This window comes from Bacillus sp. I-2, assembly GCF_001974945.1.
Classification (GTDB): domain Bacteria; phylum Bacillota; class Bacilli; order Bacillales; family Bacillaceae; genus Bacillus; species Bacillus safensis.
Genome location: NZ_LZRW01000005.1, coordinates 20685 through 37575 on the forward strand (window position 1 = coordinate 20685; position 16891 = coordinate 37575).

23 protein-coding genes are annotated in these 16891 nt (G+C 42.2%); all 23 read right to left on the bottom strand.

What is annotated here, in order from left to right; all coding sequences use genetic code 11:
- Positions 1-18: 18 nt before the first annotated feature.
- Positions 19-417, bottom strand: a complete 399-nt coding sequence (gene rpsH / locus BAE31_RS02220) for a 30S ribosomal protein S8 (RefSeq protein ID WP_007496327.1) — start codon at positions 415-417, stop codon at positions 19-21.
- 31 nt (positions 418-448) lie between these two features.
- Entirely contained in the window at positions 449-634 is a 186-nt protein-coding gene (gene rpsN, locus BAE31_RS02225) for a 30S ribosomal protein S14 (protein WP_008356542.1), read from the bottom strand.
- A 22-nt stretch (positions 635-656) separates the two neighbouring features.
- Positions 657-1196, bottom strand: coding sequence for a 50S ribosomal protein L5 (gene rplE, locus BAE31_RS02230; RefSeq protein WP_003217159.1), 540 nt, complete (start codon positions 1194-1196; stop codon positions 657-659).
- Between the two features lie 25 nt (positions 1197-1221).
- The gene (gene rplX / locus BAE31_RS02235) at positions 1222-1533 is read right to left on the bottom strand and encodes a 50S ribosomal protein L24 (protein WP_008356538.1); all 312 of its coding nucleotides are present in this window, start codon (positions 1531-1533) and stop codon (positions 1222-1224) included.
- A gap of 35 nt (positions 1534-1568) precedes the next feature.
- Positions 1569-1937 carry a 50S ribosomal protein L14 gene (gene rplN / locus BAE31_RS02240; protein WP_003216882.1) on the bottom strand — a complete coding sequence of 123 codons (369 nt, stop codon included), beginning with the start codon at positions 1935-1937 and terminating at the stop codon, positions 1569-1571.
- A 39-nt stretch (positions 1938-1976) separates the two neighbouring features.
- Positions 1977-2240 carry a 30S ribosomal protein S17 gene (rpsQ, locus tag BAE31_RS02245; protein ID WP_012008705.1) on the bottom strand — a complete coding sequence of 88 codons (264 nt, stop codon included), beginning with the start codon at positions 2238-2240 and terminating at the stop codon, positions 1977-1979.
- A gap of 25 nt (positions 2241-2265) precedes the next feature.
- Positions 2266-2466 carry a 50S ribosomal protein L29 gene (gene rpmC / locus BAE31_RS02250; RefSeq protein WP_003217155.1) on the bottom strand — a complete coding sequence of 67 codons (201 nt, stop codon included), beginning with the start codon at positions 2464-2466 and terminating at the stop codon, positions 2266-2268.
- Positions 2456-2890 carry a 50S ribosomal protein L16 gene (rplP, locus tag BAE31_RS02255; RefSeq protein WP_003156478.1) on the bottom strand — a complete coding sequence of 145 codons (435 nt, stop codon included), beginning with the start codon at positions 2888-2890 and terminating at the stop codon, positions 2456-2458. Before rplP ends, rpmC begins: the two co-directional genes overlap by 11 nt.
- 1 nt (position 2891) lies before the next feature.
- Positions 2892-3548 (bottom strand): 30S ribosomal protein S3, encoded by a 657-nt coding sequence (gene rpsC / locus BAE31_RS02260; protein WP_003217241.1) that lies wholly within the window; start codon positions 3546-3548, stop codon positions 2892-2894.
- A gap of 3 nt (positions 3549-3551) precedes the next feature.
- Entirely contained in the window at positions 3552-3893 is a 342-nt protein-coding gene (rplV, locus tag BAE31_RS02265; RefSeq protein ID WP_007496316.1) for a 50S ribosomal protein L22, read from the bottom strand.
- A gap of 17 nt (positions 3894-3910) precedes the next feature.
- Positions 3911-4189, bottom strand: coding sequence for a 30S ribosomal protein S19 (gene rpsS / locus BAE31_RS02270; RefSeq protein ID WP_003216920.1), 279 nt, complete (start codon positions 4187-4189; stop codon positions 3911-3913).
- Positions 4190-4246: 57 nt separating this feature from the next.
- Positions 4247-5080 (bottom strand): 50S ribosomal protein L2, encoded by an 834-nt coding sequence (gene rplB / locus BAE31_RS02275; RefSeq protein ID WP_024425599.1) that lies wholly within the window; start codon positions 5078-5080, stop codon positions 4247-4249.
- Positions 5081-5108: 28 nt separating this feature from the next.
- Complete coding sequence (gene rplW / locus BAE31_RS02280) at positions 5109-5396, bottom strand: 50S ribosomal protein L23 (protein WP_003217016.1); 288 nt, start codon at positions 5394-5396, stop codon at positions 5109-5111.
- Complete coding sequence (gene rplD, locus BAE31_RS02285) at positions 5396-6019, bottom strand: 50S ribosomal protein L4 (RefSeq protein ID WP_024425598.1); 624 nt, start codon at positions 6017-6019, stop codon at positions 5396-5398. The genes rplW and rplD overlap by 1 nt, the downstream gene beginning before the upstream one ends.
- 27 nt (positions 6020-6046) lie before the next feature.
- The gene (gene rplC / locus BAE31_RS02290; protein ID WP_024425597.1) at positions 6047-6676 is read right to left on the bottom strand and encodes a 50S ribosomal protein L3; all 630 of its coding nucleotides are present in this window, start codon (positions 6674-6676) and stop codon (positions 6047-6049) included.
- 37 nt (positions 6677-6713) lie between these two features.
- Entirely contained in the window at positions 6714-7022 is a 309-nt protein-coding gene (gene rpsJ / locus BAE31_RS02295) for a 30S ribosomal protein S10 (protein WP_003156464.1), read from the bottom strand.
- A gap of 218 nt (positions 7023-7240) precedes the next feature.
- Positions 7241-8200 carry an alpha/beta fold hydrolase gene (locus BAE31_RS02300; RefSeq protein WP_076839360.1) on the bottom strand — a complete coding sequence of 320 codons (960 nt, stop codon included), beginning with the start codon at positions 8198-8200 and terminating at the stop codon, positions 7241-7243.
- Positions 8201-8309: 109 nt separating this feature from the next.
- Positions 8310-9500 carry an elongation factor Tu gene (tuf, locus tag BAE31_RS02305; RefSeq protein WP_034283892.1) on the bottom strand — a complete coding sequence of 397 codons (1191 nt, stop codon included), beginning with the start codon at positions 9498-9500 and terminating at the stop codon, positions 8310-8312.
- Between the two features lie 118 nt (positions 9501-9618).
- A complete protein-coding gene (fusA, locus tag BAE31_RS02310; RefSeq protein ID WP_024425594.1) occupies positions 9619-11697 on the bottom strand; it encodes an elongation factor G in 2079 nt (692 codons plus the stop codon).
- Between the two features lie 54 nt (positions 11698-11751).
- Positions 11752-12222, bottom strand: a complete 471-nt coding sequence (gene rpsG, locus BAE31_RS02315; RefSeq protein WP_008356520.1) for a 30S ribosomal protein S7 — start codon at positions 12220-12222, stop codon at positions 11752-11754.
- 121 nt (positions 12223-12343) lie between these two features.
- Positions 12344-12763: a 30S ribosomal protein S12 gene (rpsL, locus tag BAE31_RS02320; RefSeq protein WP_008356518.1), complete on the bottom strand. Its 420-nt coding sequence runs from the start codon at positions 12761-12763 to the stop codon at positions 12344-12346.
- A 113-nt stretch (positions 12764-12876) separates the two neighbouring features.
- Entirely contained in the window at positions 12877-13125 is a 249-nt protein-coding gene (locus BAE31_RS02325) for a 50S ribosomal protein L7ae-like protein (protein ID WP_024425593.1), read from the bottom strand.
- 144 nt (positions 13126-13269) lie between these two features.
- Complete coding sequence (rpoC, locus tag BAE31_RS02330; protein ID WP_024425592.1) at positions 13270-16869, bottom strand: DNA-directed RNA polymerase subunit beta'; 3600 nt, start codon at positions 16867-16869, stop codon at positions 13270-13272.
- Between the last annotated feature and the right edge of the window lie 22 nt (positions 16870-16891).

A 16891-nucleotide genomic window follows, 5' to 3' on the forward strand; every position in this document is an offset into this window, starting at 1 on the left:
ATTCATCTTAAACTTTTTTTACCATACGTAAGCAAGTACTTCTCCACCAGCTTGTTTAGCACGGGCTTCTTTGTCCGATAAAACACCTTGTGATGTAGAAATAATTGCGATTCCAAGTCCGTTAAGTACACGTGGTACTTCATTTGATTTCGCATATACGCGTAAACCAGGTTTACTGATTCTTTTAAGACCAGTGATAACACGTTCGTTGTTTTGACCGTATTTAAGGAACAAACGGATAATTCCTTGTTTGCTGTCTTCGACGTACTCAACGTCACGGATAAAACCTTCACGCTTTAAGATTTCAGCAATTTCTCTTTTGATTTTTGAAGCCGGTACTTCTAGCTTCTCATGACGTACCATGTTCGCATTGCGAATACGAGTCAGCAAATCTGCAATCGGATCTGTCATAACCATTATTTAATAACCTCCTTCCCATTTATGGGGATTACCAGCTGGCTTTTTTAACGCCAGGAATTTGTCCTTTATATGCAAGTTCGCGGAAACAAATACGGCAAAGTTTAAACTTACGAATAACTGAATGTGGACGTCCACAACGTTCGCAGCGCGTATACTCTTGAACTTTAAACTTTTGTTTGCGTTGTTGTTTCGCAATCATAGACTTTTTAGCCACGATTTCGCCTCCCTTTCATTGATTATTTCTGGAACGGCATACCTACTTGAGTTAATAACTCACGTGCTTCTTCGTCCGTATTGGCAGTAGTAACGATAACGATATCCATACCGCGGACCTTTGTTACTTTATCGTAATCAATTTCTGGGAAGATTAACTGTTCTTTAATACCAAGCGTGTAGTTTCCACGACCGTCGAAAGATTTCTTAGAAATCCCGCGGAAGTCACGTACACGTGGTAAAGACACAGAAATAAGTTTATCAAGGAAATCATACATGCGCTCTCCGCGAAGTGTTACTTTCGCACCGATTGGCATTCCTTCACGTAGACGGAATCCAGCAATAGACTTCTTCGCACGAGTAACGACAGGTTTTTGACCAGCGATAAACGTTAATTCTTCAACAGCAGTATCGATTGCTTTAGCGTTTTGAACGGCGTCACCAACACCCATGTTGATCACGATTTTTTCGATTTTTGGCACTTGCATTACTGATTTGTATTCAAACTTAGAAACTAATGCAGGTGTAATTTCTTTTACATACTTTTCTTTAAGGCGGTTCATGAGAAAGACCTCCCTTCCTTATTTACTATTTATCTAGAACTTGCCCAGATTTTTTCGCTACACGGACTTTCTTTCCGTCCTCAACTTTATATCCAACACGTGTCACTTCACCCGTTTTAGGATCAAGCGGCATTACGTTTGATACGTGAATCGGCGCTTCTTGTTCAGAAATTCCGCCTTGAGGGTTAGCTTGGGTTGGTTTAGAGTGTTTTTTCACAAGGTTAATACCTTCTACTAAAACACGTTCCTTTTTAGGGAAAGCAGCAAGGATGACACCTTGTTTACCTTTATCTTTACCAGAGATAACCACTACTTTATCGCCCTTTTTAACATGCATTTAATCGCACCTCCTTGAGTCGCGGATTGTATTCATTAAAGTACTTCTGGTGCTAGAGAAACAATTTTCATATAGTTGTTTTCACGAAGTTCACGTGCTACTGGTCCGAAGATACGAGTTCCACGTGGGCTCTTGTCGTCACGGATGATGACACATGCATTTTCGTCAAAACTGATGTAAGATCCATCGTTTCTGCGAGCTCCGCTCTTAGTACGAACGATAACTGCTTTCACAACTTCACCTTTTTTGACAACGCCTCCAGGTGTTGCTTGTTTAACCGTACAAACAATGACATCACCGATGTTAGCCGTTTTACGTCCAGAGCCACCAAGAACTTTAATCGTTAGTACTTCGCGTGCGCCAGAGTTGTCAGCTACTTTTAAACGAGTCTCCTGTTGAATCATTAATGTTACCTCCTTTCGGAAAAAGAAATCCGAACTTTATTAGATAATAACGGCTTCTTCGACAACTTCAACTAGACGAAAGCGTTTAGTCGCAGATAAAGGACGAGTTTCCATGACCTTTACGATGTCTCCGATTTTTGCTTGGTTGTTTTCATCATGTGCTTTTAACTTTTTAGAGTATCTTACACGTTTTCCATAAAGTGAATGCTTTTTGTATGTTTCAACTACAACAGTGATGGTTTTATCCATTTTGTCAGAAACAACACGACCTTGATACACTTTACGTTGGTTACGTTCGCTCATGTTTGCGGGGCCTCCCCTCTAATTATTATTTATTAGCAGCGATTTCTCTTTGACGAATCACAGTTTTCATGCGTGCGATTGATTTACGCACTTCACGAATGCGAGCAGTATTTTCAAGCTGCCCAGTCGCTAATTGGAAACGAAGATTGAAAAGTTCTTCTTTAAGAGACTTTACTTTTTGTTCAATTTCAGCAGTGGTAAGGTCACGAATTTCATTAGCTTTCATTTGATTCACCACCAATTTCTTCACGTTTTACGAACTTCGTTTTAATTGGCAATTTGTGAGATGCAAGACGAAGAGCTTCACGAGCAACTTCTTCAGACACACCAGAAATTTCAAATAAAACTTTGCCCGGTTTTACTACAGCTACCCATCCTTCTGGAGCACCTTTACCGGAACCCATGCGGACCTCTAGAGGTTTAGCTGTGTATGGCTTAGAAGGGAAAATTTTAATCCAAACTTTACCGCCACGTTTCATGTAACGAGTCATAGCAATACGAGCAGCTTCGATTTGACGGTTTGTGATCCAAGAAGCTTCAAGAGCTTGGATACCGTACTCACCGAAATGTACTTCAGTACCGCCTTTTGCACGACCACGCATTTTTCCACGATGTTCTCTGCGATACTTCACGCGTTTTGGCAATAACATATTATTTTCCTCCTTCCGCAGTATTCTTCTTAGTTGGAAGGACTTCTCCACGATAGATCCATACTTTTACGCCAAGCTTACCATAAGTAGTGTCAGCTTCAGCAGTAGCATAGTCGATGTCAGCACGAAGTGTGTGCAATGGAACAGTACCTTCACTGTAATATTCAGAACGAGCAATATCTGCACCGCCAAGACGACCAGAAACCATTGTTTTGATTCCTTGTGCTCCAGCACGCATTGTGCGTTGGATTGTTTGTTTTTGTGCACGACGGAATGAAATACGGTTTTCAAGTTGACGAGCGATGTTTTCAGCAACTAGCTGAGCATCAAGATCTGCTCTCTTGATTTCAAGAATGTTGATGTGTACACGTTTGCCAGTTAGGCTGTTAAGAGCTTTACGAAGTGCTTCAACTTCAGATCCGCCTTTACCAATTACCATACCTGGTTTAGCCGTGTGGATTGTGATATTTACGCGGTTTGCAGCACGTTCGATTTCTACTTTAGAAACAGACGCGTCAGACAAACGCTTGCTGATGAATTCACGGATTTTCAAGTCTTCATGTAAGAAGTCAGCGTAATCTTTTCCTGCGAACCATTTAGATTCCCAATCACGAATGACGCCAATACGAAGACCTACTGGATTTACCTTTTGACCCACGGATTATCCCTCCTTCTTTTCTGATACAACGATTGTAATGTGGCTAGTACGTTTGTTAATTGCGCTCGCACGACCCATAGCACGTGGACGGAATCTCTTAAGTGTTGGACCTTCGTCAACGAATGCTTGAGTAATCACTAGGCTGTTAGCGTCCAACTCGTAGTTGTGCTCAGCGTTTGCGATAGCAGATTTTAATACTTTTTCAATAATTGGTGAAGCAGCCTTAGGTGTAAGGTTTAAGATAGAAACTGCTTCTCCTACTTGCTTACCTCGGATCAGGTCCATTACTAGACGTGCTTTACGAGGAGCAATACGGACTGTTCTTGCGACAGCTTTAGCTTGCATTTAAAAGCCTCCTCTCATTAGCGTCTTGTTTTTTTATCGTCACTAGCATGACCTTTGTAAGTACGGCTTGGTGCGAATTCGCCCAATTTGTGACCTACCATATCTTCAGAAATGAAAACAGGTACATGTTTGCGTCCGTCATAGACAGCGATTGTGTGACCGATGAATTGTGGGAAAATTGTAGAACGACGAGACCAAGTTTTTACGACTTGCTTTTTGTCAGTTTCATTCAATTTCTCGACTTTAGCCATCAAATGATCATCAACAAATGGTCCTTTTTTTAAGCTGCGAGCCATTGTGGAACCTCCCTTCGTGATTGAACTACGGTCCTAAATGAACCGTAGACAACCCCGTTACTTGTTTTTACGACGACGTACAATGAATTTATCAGACTTGTTGGTTTTCTTACGAGTCTTGAATCCAAGAGTCGGTTTACCCCATGGAGACATTGGTGATTTACGTCCGATTGGAGCGCGTCCTTCACCACCACCGTGTGGGTGATCGTTAGGGTTCATTACAGAACCACGAACTGTTGGGCGTACGCCTTTCCAGCGAGAACGTCCAGCTTTACCGATGTTGATTAATTCGTGTTGCTCGTTTCCAACTTGACCGATAGTCGCACGGCAAGCAGAAAGAATCATGCGAACTTCTCCTGAGTTCAAACGTACAAGAACGTATTTACCTTCTTTACCAAGAACTTGAGCAGAAGTACCAGCAGAACGAACTAATTGTCCACCTTTACCTGGTTTTAATTCAATGTTATGCACAACTGTACCAACTGGGATGTTGATAAGTGGAAGAGCATTACCTGGTTTGATGTCAGCTTCTGGTCCAGAAGTAACTTCAGTACCAACTTGGATTCCTTTCGGAGCAAGAATGTAACGTTTCTCACCATCTGCATAGTTTACAAGAGCGATGTTCGCTGAACGGTTTGGATCATACTCGATTGTAGCAACGCGTCCAGGTATACCGTCTTTATCACGCTTAAAGTCGATGATACGGTATTGACGTTTGTGACCGCCACCTTGATGACGAACAGTCAATCTACCTTGGTTGTTACGTCCGCCTTTTTTGTGTAGCGGTGCAAGCAACGATTTTTCTGGTTTGTCAGTCGTGATTTCAGCAAAATCTGAAGTAGTCATGCCACGACGACCATTACTGGTTGGTTTATACTTTTTAATCGCCATTTTGAATTTCCCTCCTTCTTTTTAAGATTTACGCTTCAAAAATTTCGATTTCTTTGCTGTCAGCAGTTAATTTCACGATCGCTTTTCTGCGACGGCTAGTCATACCAGTGTAGCGTCCAACGCGTTTTGATTTTCCTTTGTAGTTTTGAACGTTGACTTTCTCAACTTTCACTCCAAAGATTTCTTCAACAGCGTCTTTCACTTCTGTTTTGTTAGCTCTGACATCAACTTCGAACGTGTACTTCTTCTCTGTCATTAGATCAGCAGAACGTTCAGTAATGATAGGGCGCTTTAGAACATCACGAGGATCTTTCATTATGCAAGTCCCTCCTCTACTTTTTCAACCGCTGCTTTAGTGATCAGAAGTTTGTCGTGGTTGACAACGTCAAGAACGTTGATACCGTTAGCTTCAACAACTGTTACTCCAGGGATGTTACGAGCAGATAAAGCAACTGTTTCGTTTGCATCCGCAGTGACGATCAACGCTTTCTTCTCAACAGATAATCCTTTAAGGATGCCTGCGAATTCTTTCGTTTTCACTGCATCAAGAGTCAGATCTTCAAGAACGATGATGTTGTTGTCGATTACTTTAGAAGACAATACTGACTTGATAGCCAAGCGGCGAACTTTTTTAGGTAATTTATAAGAATAACTGCGTGGTGTTGGACCGAATACGATACCGCCTCCGCGCCATTGTGGTGAACGGATAGAACCTTGACGAGCACGACCTGTACCCTTCTGTCTCCAAGGCTTACGACCTCCGCCACGTACTTCAGAACGAGTTTTTACTTTGTGAGTTCCTTGACGTAAGGAAGCTCTTTGCATAAGAATAGCATCGAATACTACGCTTTCGTTTGGCTCGATTCCAAACACAGAAGCGTTTAATTCGATTTCACCGTTAGTAGAACCGTTTTGGTTATATAATGCTACTTTTGGCATGACTTGTTTCCTCCTTTCCTAAGAGAGTTATTTAGATTTAACTGCACTCTTTACAGTTACTAGAGATTTTTTAGCTCCTGGTACGTTTCCTTTGATCAATAGAAGATTGCGTTCTGCATCAACTTTAACGATCTCAAGGTTTTGGACAGTGATTTGCTCTCCGCCCATACGACCTGGAAGAAGTTTACCTTTGAATACACGGTTTGGATCAACAGGTCCCATTGAACCAGGACGACGGTGGTAACGTGAACCGTGAGTCATTGGTCCGCGTGATTGTCCGTGGCGTTTGATAGCCCCTTGGAATCCTTTACCTTTTGATGTTCCTGTTACATCTACGATATCTCCATTTGCGAAAATATCAACTTTGACTTCCTGACCAACTTCATACGCATCTAACTCCGCACCGCGTAATTCTTTTACGAAGCGCTTAGGAGCAGTTTCCGCTTTAGCAACGTGGCCTTTCTCTGGCTTGTTAGAAAGCTTTTCACGTTTGTCATCAAAACCGATTTGGATTGCTTCATAGCCATCCGTGTCAACAGTCTTCTTTTGAAGAACAACGTTAGCAGCAGCCTCAACAACAGTTACAGGGATAAGATCACCGTTTTCTGCGAATACTTGCGTCATACCAATTTTTCTACCTAAGATTCCTTTGGTCATTAGTCACACCTCCTATAATATGTGTTTTCTATTTGAATTAAAGTTTGATTTCGATATCTACACCAGATGGTAAATCTAAACGCATAAGTGCATCAACTGTTTGCGGAGTTGGATTCACGATGTCGATTAGACGTTTGTGAGTACGCATCTCAAATTGCTCACGAGAATCTTTGTACTTATGCACCGCACGAAGGATTGTGTAAACTGATTTTTCAGTTGGAAGCGGGATTGGACCAGATACACTAGCACCAGAACGCTTAGCCGTTTCAACAATCTTCTCAGCAGATTGATCAAGAATTCTATGATCATATGCTTTTAAACGAATACGAATTTTTTGTTTTGCCATTATTTTCCCTCCTTTTCGCCTACTTACGTTAGACAGTTCTCCGTGAGAAAAACCTGATCACCTCGCCATGGCAAAGCGGCCGGGTGTGTCAGCAACCTCTCACTTCATCGCAGTCAAAGACCAACATGCACTATTGTACCAAATTGGCCTGCGTGTTGCAATAATAAATCGGATAAATTTATGATTTGCACACTTTTCATATTATACAGGGATTCAGCCTATAAATCAAGCTTTCCCTGAAGATGATGTATAGCAGTCTTTCTTATGATACGTATAAATTCATCTGGCTCTTCGATATGCGGAGAATGTGCAGAGTCTTTAAAGACAAACCATTCTTTGATTGGTGCTTTTAATTGCTCAACATATGGTTTTGATACAGCAGCTGGTGTTATCATGTCGTGATCGCCAATGAGAAAGTAGCACGGTATTAATATAGTAGAAACTCGGTATTGAATACTCTCATTCATTAGCTGATCCCATAACTTGTCTTGACTAAACTTCTGCCCTTTTATGAACTTCCATTTATCTTTCAGCTGATATTGCTTACTAAAAAGAAACCCTTTTAGTATTTGAAAAACCGGCTTCCATCTATGTGTGAGACCTACGCTCGCAAACTCTTTATATAGAGAAAACAAGGCATGAGCTGATGTCCGTTTCCATGGAGGAGGCGTCAGTAATCGCAGACACCCAGTAAACAGCCGATTGCGACGGTATTTCTTCAAAAGGAGCTCGTACGATACGATATCTTCCTTTAACACATCTACTACCTGACTAATCCCATAATAAGCATGATAAAGATCCGGACGCTTATGTACTGCTTGTATGGCAATTAATGATCCCCACGAGTATCCTGCAATATACAATTTTGAATGACCTAGATAAGATAGAAGCTTCTCTGTCAGTTCAATCGTGTCTTCAATAAATTGCTGAATGGTCATCGATGCATCAGGAAGATTCTCTTGATAGGAAAGTCCTGCGCCACGCTGATCCCAATGGACAACTGTAAAGTCCTGATCAAGTTCCTCGAGAAAGGAATCAATATAACTGATTTGAGCCGAGCCGGGCCCTCCGTGTAAAAATAAAAGTACAGGCTTCGTTTCACTCGTCTGGTCTTCTTTCATCATAATCCATTGGTCAATCCCGCCGATCGACCATTTTTTCAAATATGTCTTTGCCATTCCAGCGATCCTCTCGGTTCCATTTAGATTCTATAGCTTATAGTAGCCGTTCTGATCTGGAAAAGCAAAAAAAGAGACCCTTTTGCAAGGAGTCTCTTTTGTATGTTTATTACTTAATGATAGTTGAAACGACACCAGAACCTACAGTACGTCCACCCTCACGGATAGAGAAACGAGTTCCTTCTTCGATAGCGATAGTAGAGATAAGTTCAACTTCCATCTCAGTGTTATCACCAGGCATTACCATTTCAGTACCTTCTGGAAGATGTACGATACCAGTTACGTCAGTTGTACGGAAGTAGAACTGCGGACGGTAGTTAGCGAAGAATGGAGTATGACGTCCACCCTCTTCTTTAGAAAGTACATAAACTTCAGCTTTGAAACGGCTGTGTGGAGTGATTGTACCTGGTTTAGCAAGTACTTGACCACGTTGGATATCTTCACGAGATACACCACGAAGTAGTGCACCGATGTTGTCACCAGCTTCAGCATAGTCAAGAAGTTTACGGAACATTTCAACACCAGTAACAGTTGTTTTACCGTTTTCTTCTTGAAGACCGATGATTTCAACTTCGTCACCGACTTTAACTTGTCCACGCTCAACACGACCAGTAGCAACTGTTCCACGACCAGTGATTGAGAATACGTCCTCAACTGGCATCATGAATGGCTTCTCAGTGTCACGCTCTGGAGTTGGGATGTACTCATCAACCGCATCCATAAGTTCAAAGATTTTTGCTTCGTAATCAGCATCTCCTTCAAGAGCTTTAAGAGCAGAACCTTTGATAACTGGTACATCGTCACCAGGGAAGTCATAGTCAGAAAGAAGGTCACGAACTTCCATTTCAACAAGTTCAAGTAACTCTTCATCGTCAACCATGTCACATTTGTTAAGGAATACTACGATGTATGGTACACCTACGTTACGAGAAAGTAGGATGTGCTCACGTGTTTGTGGCATTGGACCATCAGCAGCAGATACTACTAAGATCGCGCCGTCCATTTGAGCAGCACCAGTGATCATGTTTTTAACATAGTCAGCGTGTCCTGGGCAGTCTACGTGTGCATAGTGACGAGTTTCAGTTTCATACTCAACGTGTGCAGTTGAGATTGTGATTCCACGCTCACGCTCTTCTGGAGCACCATCGATTTGGTCATAAGCCATAGCTGTACCTTTACCAGATTTCTTATGAAGAACTGTTGAGATAGCAGCAGTTAGAGTTGTTTTACCATGGTCAACGTGTCCAATTGTACCAATGTTAGCATGCGATTTGGAACGGTCGAATTTTTCTTTAGCCATTCTAAAAATCCTCCTTAAAGGTTCATTGTATTTGGTATAGAGTGATAGAAAGTGAAGAGTTACCTCTCACTTTCTGATCTTCAATAGTAGTTATACTTTAGTTTAAAGGCAAAATCAATTATTCACCTTTATTTTTTTTGATGATTTCTTCACTGATGCTCTTAGGCACTTCTTCGTAGTGATCCATGTGCATAGTGAAAGTACCGCGTCCTTGTGTGTTAGAACGGAGTGCAGTAGCATATCCGAACATTTCAGAAAGTGGAACCATAGCGCGAACAACTTGAGCGTTACCGCGAGCTTCCATACCTTCTACACGTCCACGACGAGATGTGATATCACCCATGATGTCTCCCATGTATTCTTCAGGGATAACAACTTCCACTTTCATCATTGGCTCAAGTAGAACTGGGTTACATTTGCTGACAGCATTTTTCAATGCCATAGATGCAGCAATTTTGAACGCCATTTCGTTAGAGTCAACATCGTGGTAAGATCCATCAAATAATTTTGCTTTGATGTCGATTAATGGGAATCCAGCTAATACACCATTTTCAAGTGAATCTTCAAGACCTGCTTGAATTGCTGGGATGTATTCACGTGGAACAACCCCACCGACGATTGCATTTTCAAATTCGAATCCTGCGCCTTCTTCGTTTGGTTCGAATTCGATCCAAACGTGTCCGAACTGACCGCGTCCACCAGACTGACGTACGAATTTACCTTCAACTTTTGCACCAGAACGGAATGTTTCACGGTACGCAACTTGAGGAGCACCTACGTTAGCTTCAACCTTGAACTCACGCTTCATACGGTCAACAATGATATCAAGGTGAAGCTCACCCATACCAGAGATGATCGTTTGACCAGTTTCAGGGTTTGTTTGTGTACGGAATGTTGGATCCTCTTCAGCTAGTTTAGCTAAAGCGATACTCATTTTATCTTGGTCAGCCTTAGATTTAGGCTCGATAGCTACATCGATAACTGGCTCTGGGAATTCCATAGACTCAAGGATAACAAGATTTTTCTCGTCACAAAGAGTGTCACCAGTAGATGTATCTTTAAGACCTACAGCTGCTGCGATATCCCCTGCATATACAGTAGAGATTTCTTCACGGCTGTTTGCGTGCATTTGAAGGATACGTCCAACACGTTCACGCTTGTTCTTAGAAGAGTTCTTCACGTATGAACCAGAATCAAGTGTTCCAGAGTACACGCGGAAGAAAGTTAGTTTCCCAACATAAGGGTCAGTCATAACTTTAAATGCAAGAGCTGCGAATGGTGCGTCATCAGTAGACTCACGAACAACCTCTTCATTTGAATCTGGCAGGATACCTTTGATTGCAGCAACATCAGTTGGTGCAGGAAGGTAGTCAAGCACAGCGTCAAGTACAAGCTGAACACCTTTGTTTTTGAAAGCAGATCCAACAAGAACTGGGTAGAATTCAACATTCAATGTTCCTTTACGGATTGCAGCTTTCAATTCAGGAATTGTGATTTCTTCACCCTCAAGGTATTTTTCCATAAGCTCTTCATCAAGCTCAGCGACAGCTTCAATTAGGCTGCTGCGAAGCTCTTCAGCTTTGTCTTTATACTCAGCAGGGATTTCTTTAGCATCAGAGCGAGTTCCAAGGTCATCTTCGTAGAAGTATGCTACGTTTTCTACAAGGTCGATGATTCCTTCGAATTGATCTTCAGCGCCGATCGGCAATTGAATTGCATGAGCGTTCGCTTGAAGACGATCTCTTAATGTGCTTACAGAGTAAAGGAAGTCCGCACCGGTTTTATCCATTTTGTTAACGAATACGATACGAGGTACTCCGTAAGTTGTTGCTTGGCGCCAAACTGTTTCAGTTTGTGGCTCTACACCTGATTGTGCATCAAGAACAGCAACCGCACCATCAAGTACACGTAAAGAACGTTCAACTTCAACAGTGAAGTCTACGTGTCCTGGTGTATCGATGATGTTTACACGGTAACCTTTCCATTGTGCTGTAGTAGCAGCAGAAGTGATTGTAATACCACGTTCTTGCTCCTGCTCCATCCAGTCCATTTGTGAAGCTCCTTCGTGAGTTTCACCAATTTTATGGATACGACCAGTGTAGTATAAGATACGCTCAGTCGTTGTCGTTTTACCGGCATCGATGTGAGCCATGATACCAATATTACGAGTTTTGTCTAAGGAGAACTCTCTTGCCATTGGGTAATTTCTCCTTCCTCATTAGGGAATAGTTTTTTTAGTTTGGTATAAATCCTACCAGCGGTAGTGAGCGAATGCTTTGTTCGCTTCTGCCATTTTGTGTGTATCTTCACGTTTCTTAACAGCAGCACCAGTGTTGTTAGCTGCGTCAAGGATTTCGTTAGCAAGACGCTCTTCCATCGTTTTTTCTCCACGAAGACGAGCGTAGTTTACTAACCAGCGAAGACCTAAAGTAGTACGACGGTCTGGGCGAACTTCTACAGGAACTTGGTAGTTAGCTCCACCTACACGACGTGCTTTAACTTCAAGAACTGGCATGATGTTTTTCAAGGCTTGTTCGAAAACCTCCATCGCTTCATTACCAGTACGTTCTTTGATGATATCAAATGACTTGTAGAGAATTGTTTGTGCTTTTCCTCTTTTACCGTCGATCATCATTTTGTTGATCAAACGAGATACAAGTTTAGAATTGTAAATTGGATCTGGCAATACGTCTCTTTTTGCTACAGGACCTTTACGTGGCATCTGAATAGCCTCCCTTCTCTTTTAAAAGGATTTCTATCTGTCTCTCATCTCAATATCATTGTCAGCTTCCTGACTCCACTGATCTGATATCAACTTCTAAAAACCCTTATGTTTGTTTGTATTATTTGCTTTGTTTAGGGCGTTTTGTTCCGTATTTAGAACGTCCTTGCATACGACCGTCAACTCCGGCAGTATCAAGCGCACCACGAACGATGTGGTAACGTACACCCGGTAAGTCTTTTACACGTCCGCCACGGATAAGTACTACACTGTGCTCTTGTAGGTTATGTCCGATACCAGGAATGTAAGCTGTTACTTCAATCAGGTTAGACAAACGTACACGAGCATATTTACGTAGTGCTGAGTTTGGTTTTTTCGGTGTCATTGTACCGACACGAGTACAAACCCCGCGCTTCTGTGGAGATGTTACGTTAGTGTGCTCTTTTTTGAAACTGTTGTATCCTTTGTTAAGTGCAGGAGACTTTGAGTTTTCAACTTTACTCACGCGTCCTTTGCGTACTAGCTGATTAATTGTAGGCATGTTGTTATTCCTCCCTTCATTACTTTTTTTATAACCCACATACCCAGGTGGTTCATCAAAAGGCAAAAAACAATGCTTTTGCATTTTAAGCATGCAAAAACAAAACAAGTACGTTATAACATAATGGCAACAGCTGCTGCCCCAACTTCAATTCCGCAGGCCTTGCCGAGCTTTTTCATGGAATCTACCACTAAAATGTCTACACCCTTCTCTTGCGCTAGTTTCAATACACTAGCAGTTAAAGCAGGATCAGCATCTTTCGCTACGACGACTTCCTTTACTGAATCTCGTTTTAGAGCTTTTACTGTTTGCTTCGTACCAATAATAATGGATTGAGCCTGTGATACTTTATCATAAGACATCGAATATCCTCCAAAGTAACAGGTTTTATTTTGAGCACCTTGGTTATATTATCATCATGGCAGAAGGATGTCAATATCGTATGACAGATTATCTTGACATCCTTCACCATTTTTGATGATTTTATAGGAATCTCACGAGAAAGATTACTCTACAGGAACCATATCGTCAGACGGCTGCACTTGCGATACCGGCTTAACTTTACGGTAGTTTGGCATTCCCGTTCCAGCAGGAACAAGTTTACCAATGATCACATTCTCTTTCAAGCCAAGCAGTTCATCACGTTTTCCTTTGATCGCCGCATCTGTAAGGACACGAGTCGTTTCTTGGAAGGATGCTGCAGACAAGAATGAGTCTGTTTCAAGCGAAGCTTTTGTAATACCAAGAAGAACTGGACGGCCTGTTGCAGGACGTTTGCCTTCGAATAGTACTTTTTTGTTCGCTTCAGTGAATTGATGTACATCAAGAAGTGTGCCTGGTAATACGTCTGTATCCCCTGCATCAGCGACACGCACTTTACGAAGCATTTGGCGAACCATTACCTCTACGTGCTTATCTCCGATTTCTACCCCTTGCATACGGTATACTTTTTGTACTTCATGAAGCAGATATTCTTGAACAGCTGTCATGTCAGTCACTTTAAGAAGTTCTTTCGGATCGATCGAACCTTCTGTAAGTACTTGACCACGAGTAACTGTGTCACCTTCAACAACTTTCAGACGTGCATTGTAAGGAGCTGTGTATGAGCGAGTTTCAACTTCGCCTTGAACCACAATTTCCTGCTGCTTGTCACGAACATCGTTAATTTCAGCAACGACACCATCAATTTCAGAAATTGTCGCTTGCCCTTTCGGATTACGCGCTTCAAATAGCTCTTGGATACGAGGTAGACCTTGAGTGATATCGTCTCCTGCTACCCCACCGGTGTGGAACGTACGCATTGTAAGCTGTGTTCCTGGCTCACCGATTGATTGTGCAGCGATGATTCCAACTGCTTCACCGACTTCAACGTCAGTACCAGTTGCAAGGTTACGGCCGTAGCATCGTTTACATACACCATGAGGCGTGTTACATGTAAATGCAGAACGGATCCATACTTCCTCAATTCCTGCTTCAACTACTTCAAGTGCTTTATCTTCATCAATTAGTTCGTTTTCGGCTACAATGACTTCGCCTGTTTCAGGATGAACAATTGGTTTTCTTGCAAAACGTCCAATCAGACGTTCTTCAAGTTTCTCAATAATTTCATTTCCTTCTTTAATAGACTTCGCCAAGATTCCACGGTCTGTACCGCAATCTGTTTCACGGATAATGACATCCTGTGCAACGTCAACGAGACGACGCGTGAGGTAACCTGAGTCAGCTGTTTTAAGGGCTGTATCGGCAAGACCTTTACGCGCACCGTGAGTGGAAATAAAGTATTCCAATACGGTTAAACCTTCACGGAAACTAGATTTAATCGGAAGTTCAATGATACGTCCAGCCGGGTTGGCCATCAGACCACGCATACCAGCCAGCTGAGTGAAGTTAGATGCGTTACCACGCGCTCCAGAGTCACTCATCATGTAGATTGGGTTGACTTCATCAAGGGACTTCATCAGTTTACCTTGGATCACATCTTTAGAAGAACTCCAGATTGAAATAACTCTCTCATAACGCTCTTCTTCAGTAATCAAACCACGTCTGAATTGCTTCATGACGTTATCTACTTTTGCTTGTGCTTCTTCAAGAATTTGCTGCTTATCATCTAATACGACGATATCAGACACACCAACCGTAATACCGGCTTTAGTAGAGTATCTGAAACCAAGATTTTTCATGCGGTCAAGCATTTTAGATGTCTCAGTGATATGGAATCTCTTAAAGATTTCTGCAATGATTTTACCTAAAATACCTTTTTTGAACGGCGCATTGATTTCTTGTTTCTCGATCGCAGCTTTTACATCCTCACCTTTTTCAAGGAAGAAACGATCAGGCGTTTTTTCTTCAATATTGCTCTTTGTCGGCTCATTCATGTATGGGAATGATTCCGGTAAGATTTCGTTAAAGATCAGTTTTCCAACTGTTGTAATCAACAATTTAGAACGCTGTTCATCAGTGAATGTCACATTCTTCAACGAGCTAGCTGCAACAGCTACACGTGTATGAAGATGTACATAACCATTTTGATAAGCTAGAAGGGCTTCGTCAGTATCTTTGAAGACCATACCTTCTCCGATAGCACCTTTGCGCTCAAGTGTAAGGTAGTAGTTACCAAGCACCATATCCTGAGATGGCGTAACAACTGGTTTTCCATCTTTCGGGTTCAAAATGTTTTGAGCAGCAAGCATTAAGATACGAGCTTCAGCTTGAGCTTCAGCAGACAATGGTACGTGAACCGCCATTTGGTCACCGTCAAAGTCAGCGTTGTAGGCTGTACATACAAGTGGATGCAGACGAATTGCGCGTCCTTCCACAAGTGTAGGTTCAAACGCTTGAATACCAAGTCTGTGAAGAGTCGGTGCACGGTTTAGTAAGACTGGATGCTCACGAATAACTGATTCTAAAACATCCCATACTTCCGGCTGCACGCGCTCAATTTTACGCTTCGCACTCTTGATATTGTGAGCTAATCCTTTTTCAACAAGCTCCTTCATCACGAATGGTTTGAATAATTCAAGAGCCATTTCTTTAGGAAGTCCACACTGATACATTTTCAAATGTGGTCCTACGACGATAACGGAACGTCCAGAATAGTCAACACGTTTACCAAGCAAGTTTTGACGGAAACGTCCTTGTTTCCCTTTCAGCATGTGAGAAAGAGATTTCAATGGTCGATTTCCTGGTCCTGTTACTGGTCGGCCTCTACGTCCATTATCAATCAAGGCATCGACAGCTTCTTGAAGCATACGCTTCTCGTTCTGAACGATGATGCTTGGCGCGCCAAGATCTAATAAACGCTTCAGACGATTGTTACGGTTGATGACACGACGATAAAGGTCGTTCAAGTCAGAAGTAGCAAAACGTCCACCATCAAGCTGAACCATTGGACGTAATTCTGGCGGAATAACCGGAAGTACATCAAGAATCATCCAAGATGGTTTGTTTCCTGAGTTACGGAAGGCTTCTAACACTTCAAGACGTTTGATCGCACGTGTACGGCGCTGTCCTTGAGCAGTTTTCAGCTCTTCTTTCAGTGTATCCACTTCTTTTACAAGATCGATATCTTGAAGAAGTTTGTTGATTGCTTCTGCACCCATAGCCGCTTGGAATGTATTACCGTATTTATCTAAATAAGCACGGAATTCTTTCTCAGAAAGAAGTTGTTTCTTCTCAAGCGGTGTATTGCCCGGATCTGTCACGACGTAAGAAGCGAAGTAAATCACTTCTTCTAACGCACGTGGTGACATATCAAGAACAAGACCCATACGGCTTGGGATACCTTTGAAATACCAAATGTGGGAAACTGGGGCAGCCAGTTCGATATGCCCCATTCTCTCACGACGGACTTTTGCCCGTGTTACTTCTACACCACAACGGTCACATACAACACCCTTATACCGAACGCGTTTATACTTCCCACAATGACATTCCCAGTCTTTTTGCGGTCCGAAGATACGTTCACAAAAGAGACCATCTTTTTCAGGTTTCAGTGTACGATAGTTAATCGTTTCAGGCTTTTTCACTTCACCAAAAGACCAAGAACGGATTTTATCAGGTGATGCGAGACCGATGTTCATATACTCAAAATTGTTCACATCTAGCAAGGGGCCTACCTCCCTTTTAATC

Excerpts from the sequence above, each read along its gene's own strand:
- rpsH (WP_007496327.1), bottom strand. The coding sequence starts at position 417 with ATGGTTATGACAGATCCGATTGCAGATTTGCTGACTCGTATTCGCAAT.
- rplE (WP_003217159.1), bottom strand. The coding sequence starts at position 1,196 with ATGAACCGCCTTAAAGAAAAGTATGTAAAAGAAATTACACCTGCATTA.
- rplX (WP_008356538.1), bottom strand. The coding sequence starts at position 1,533 with ATGCATGTTAAAAAGGGCGATAAAGTAGTGGTTATCTCTGGTAAAGAT.
- rplN (WP_003216882.1), bottom strand. The coding sequence starts at position 1,937 with ATGATTCAACAGGAGACTCGTTTAAAAGTAGCTGACAACTCTGGCGCA.
- rpsQ (WP_012008705.1), bottom strand. The coding sequence starts at position 2,240 with ATGAGCGAACGTAACCAACGTAAAGTGTATCAAGGTCGTGTTGTTTCT.
- rpmC (WP_003217155.1), bottom strand. The coding sequence starts at position 2,466 with ATGAAAGCTAATGAAATTCGTGACCTTACCACTGCTGAAATTGAACAA.
- rplP (WP_003156478.1), bottom strand. The coding sequence starts at position 2,890 with ATGTTATTGCCAAAACGCGTGAAGTATCGCAGAGAACATCGTGGAAAA.
- rplV (WP_007496316.1), bottom strand. The coding sequence starts at position 3,893 with ATGCAAGCTAAAGCTGTCGCAAGAACAGTCCGTATTGCTCCTCGTAAA.
- rpsS (WP_003216920.1), bottom strand. The coding sequence starts at position 4,189 with ATGGCTCGCAGCTTAAAAAAAGGACCATTTGTTGATGATCATTTGATG.
- rplB (WP_024425599.1), bottom strand. The coding sequence starts at position 5,080 with ATGGCGATTAAAAAGTATAAACCAACCAGTAATGGTCGTCGTGGCATG.
- rplW (WP_003217016.1), bottom strand. The coding sequence starts at position 5,396 with ATGAAAGATCCTCGTGATGTTCTAAAGCGCCCTATCATTACTGAACGT.
- rplD (WP_024425598.1), bottom strand. The coding sequence starts at position 6,019 with ATGCCAAAAGTAGCATTATATAACCAAAACGGTTCTACTAACGGTGAA.
- rplC (WP_024425597.1), bottom strand. The coding sequence starts at position 6,676 with ATGACCAAAGGAATCTTAGGTAGAAAAATTGGTATGACGCAAGTATTC.
- rpsJ (WP_003156464.1), bottom strand. The coding sequence starts at position 7,022 with ATGGCAAAACAAAAAATTCGTATTCGTTTAAAAGCATATGATCATAGA.
- BAE31_RS02300 (WP_076839360.1), bottom strand. The coding sequence starts at position 8,200 with ATGGCAAAGACATATTTGAAAAAATGGTCGATCGGCGGGATTGACCAA.
- tuf (WP_034283892.1), bottom strand. The coding sequence starts at position 9,500 with ATGGCTAAAGAAAAATTCGACCGTTCCAAATCGCATGCTAACATTGGT.
- fusA (WP_024425594.1), bottom strand. The coding sequence starts at position 11,697 with ATGGCAAGAGAGTTCTCCTTAGACAAAACTCGTAATATTGGTATCATG.
- rpsG (WP_008356520.1), bottom strand. The coding sequence starts at position 12,222 with ATGCCACGTAAAGGTCCTGTAGCAAAAAGAGACGTATTGCCAGATCCA.
- rpsL (WP_008356518.1), bottom strand. The coding sequence starts at position 12,763 with ATGCCTACAATTAATCAGCTAGTACGCAAAGGACGCGTGAGTAAAGTT.
- BAE31_RS02325 (WP_024425593.1), bottom strand. The coding sequence starts at position 13,125 with ATGTCTTATGATAAAGTATCACAGGCTCAATCCATTATTATTGGTACG.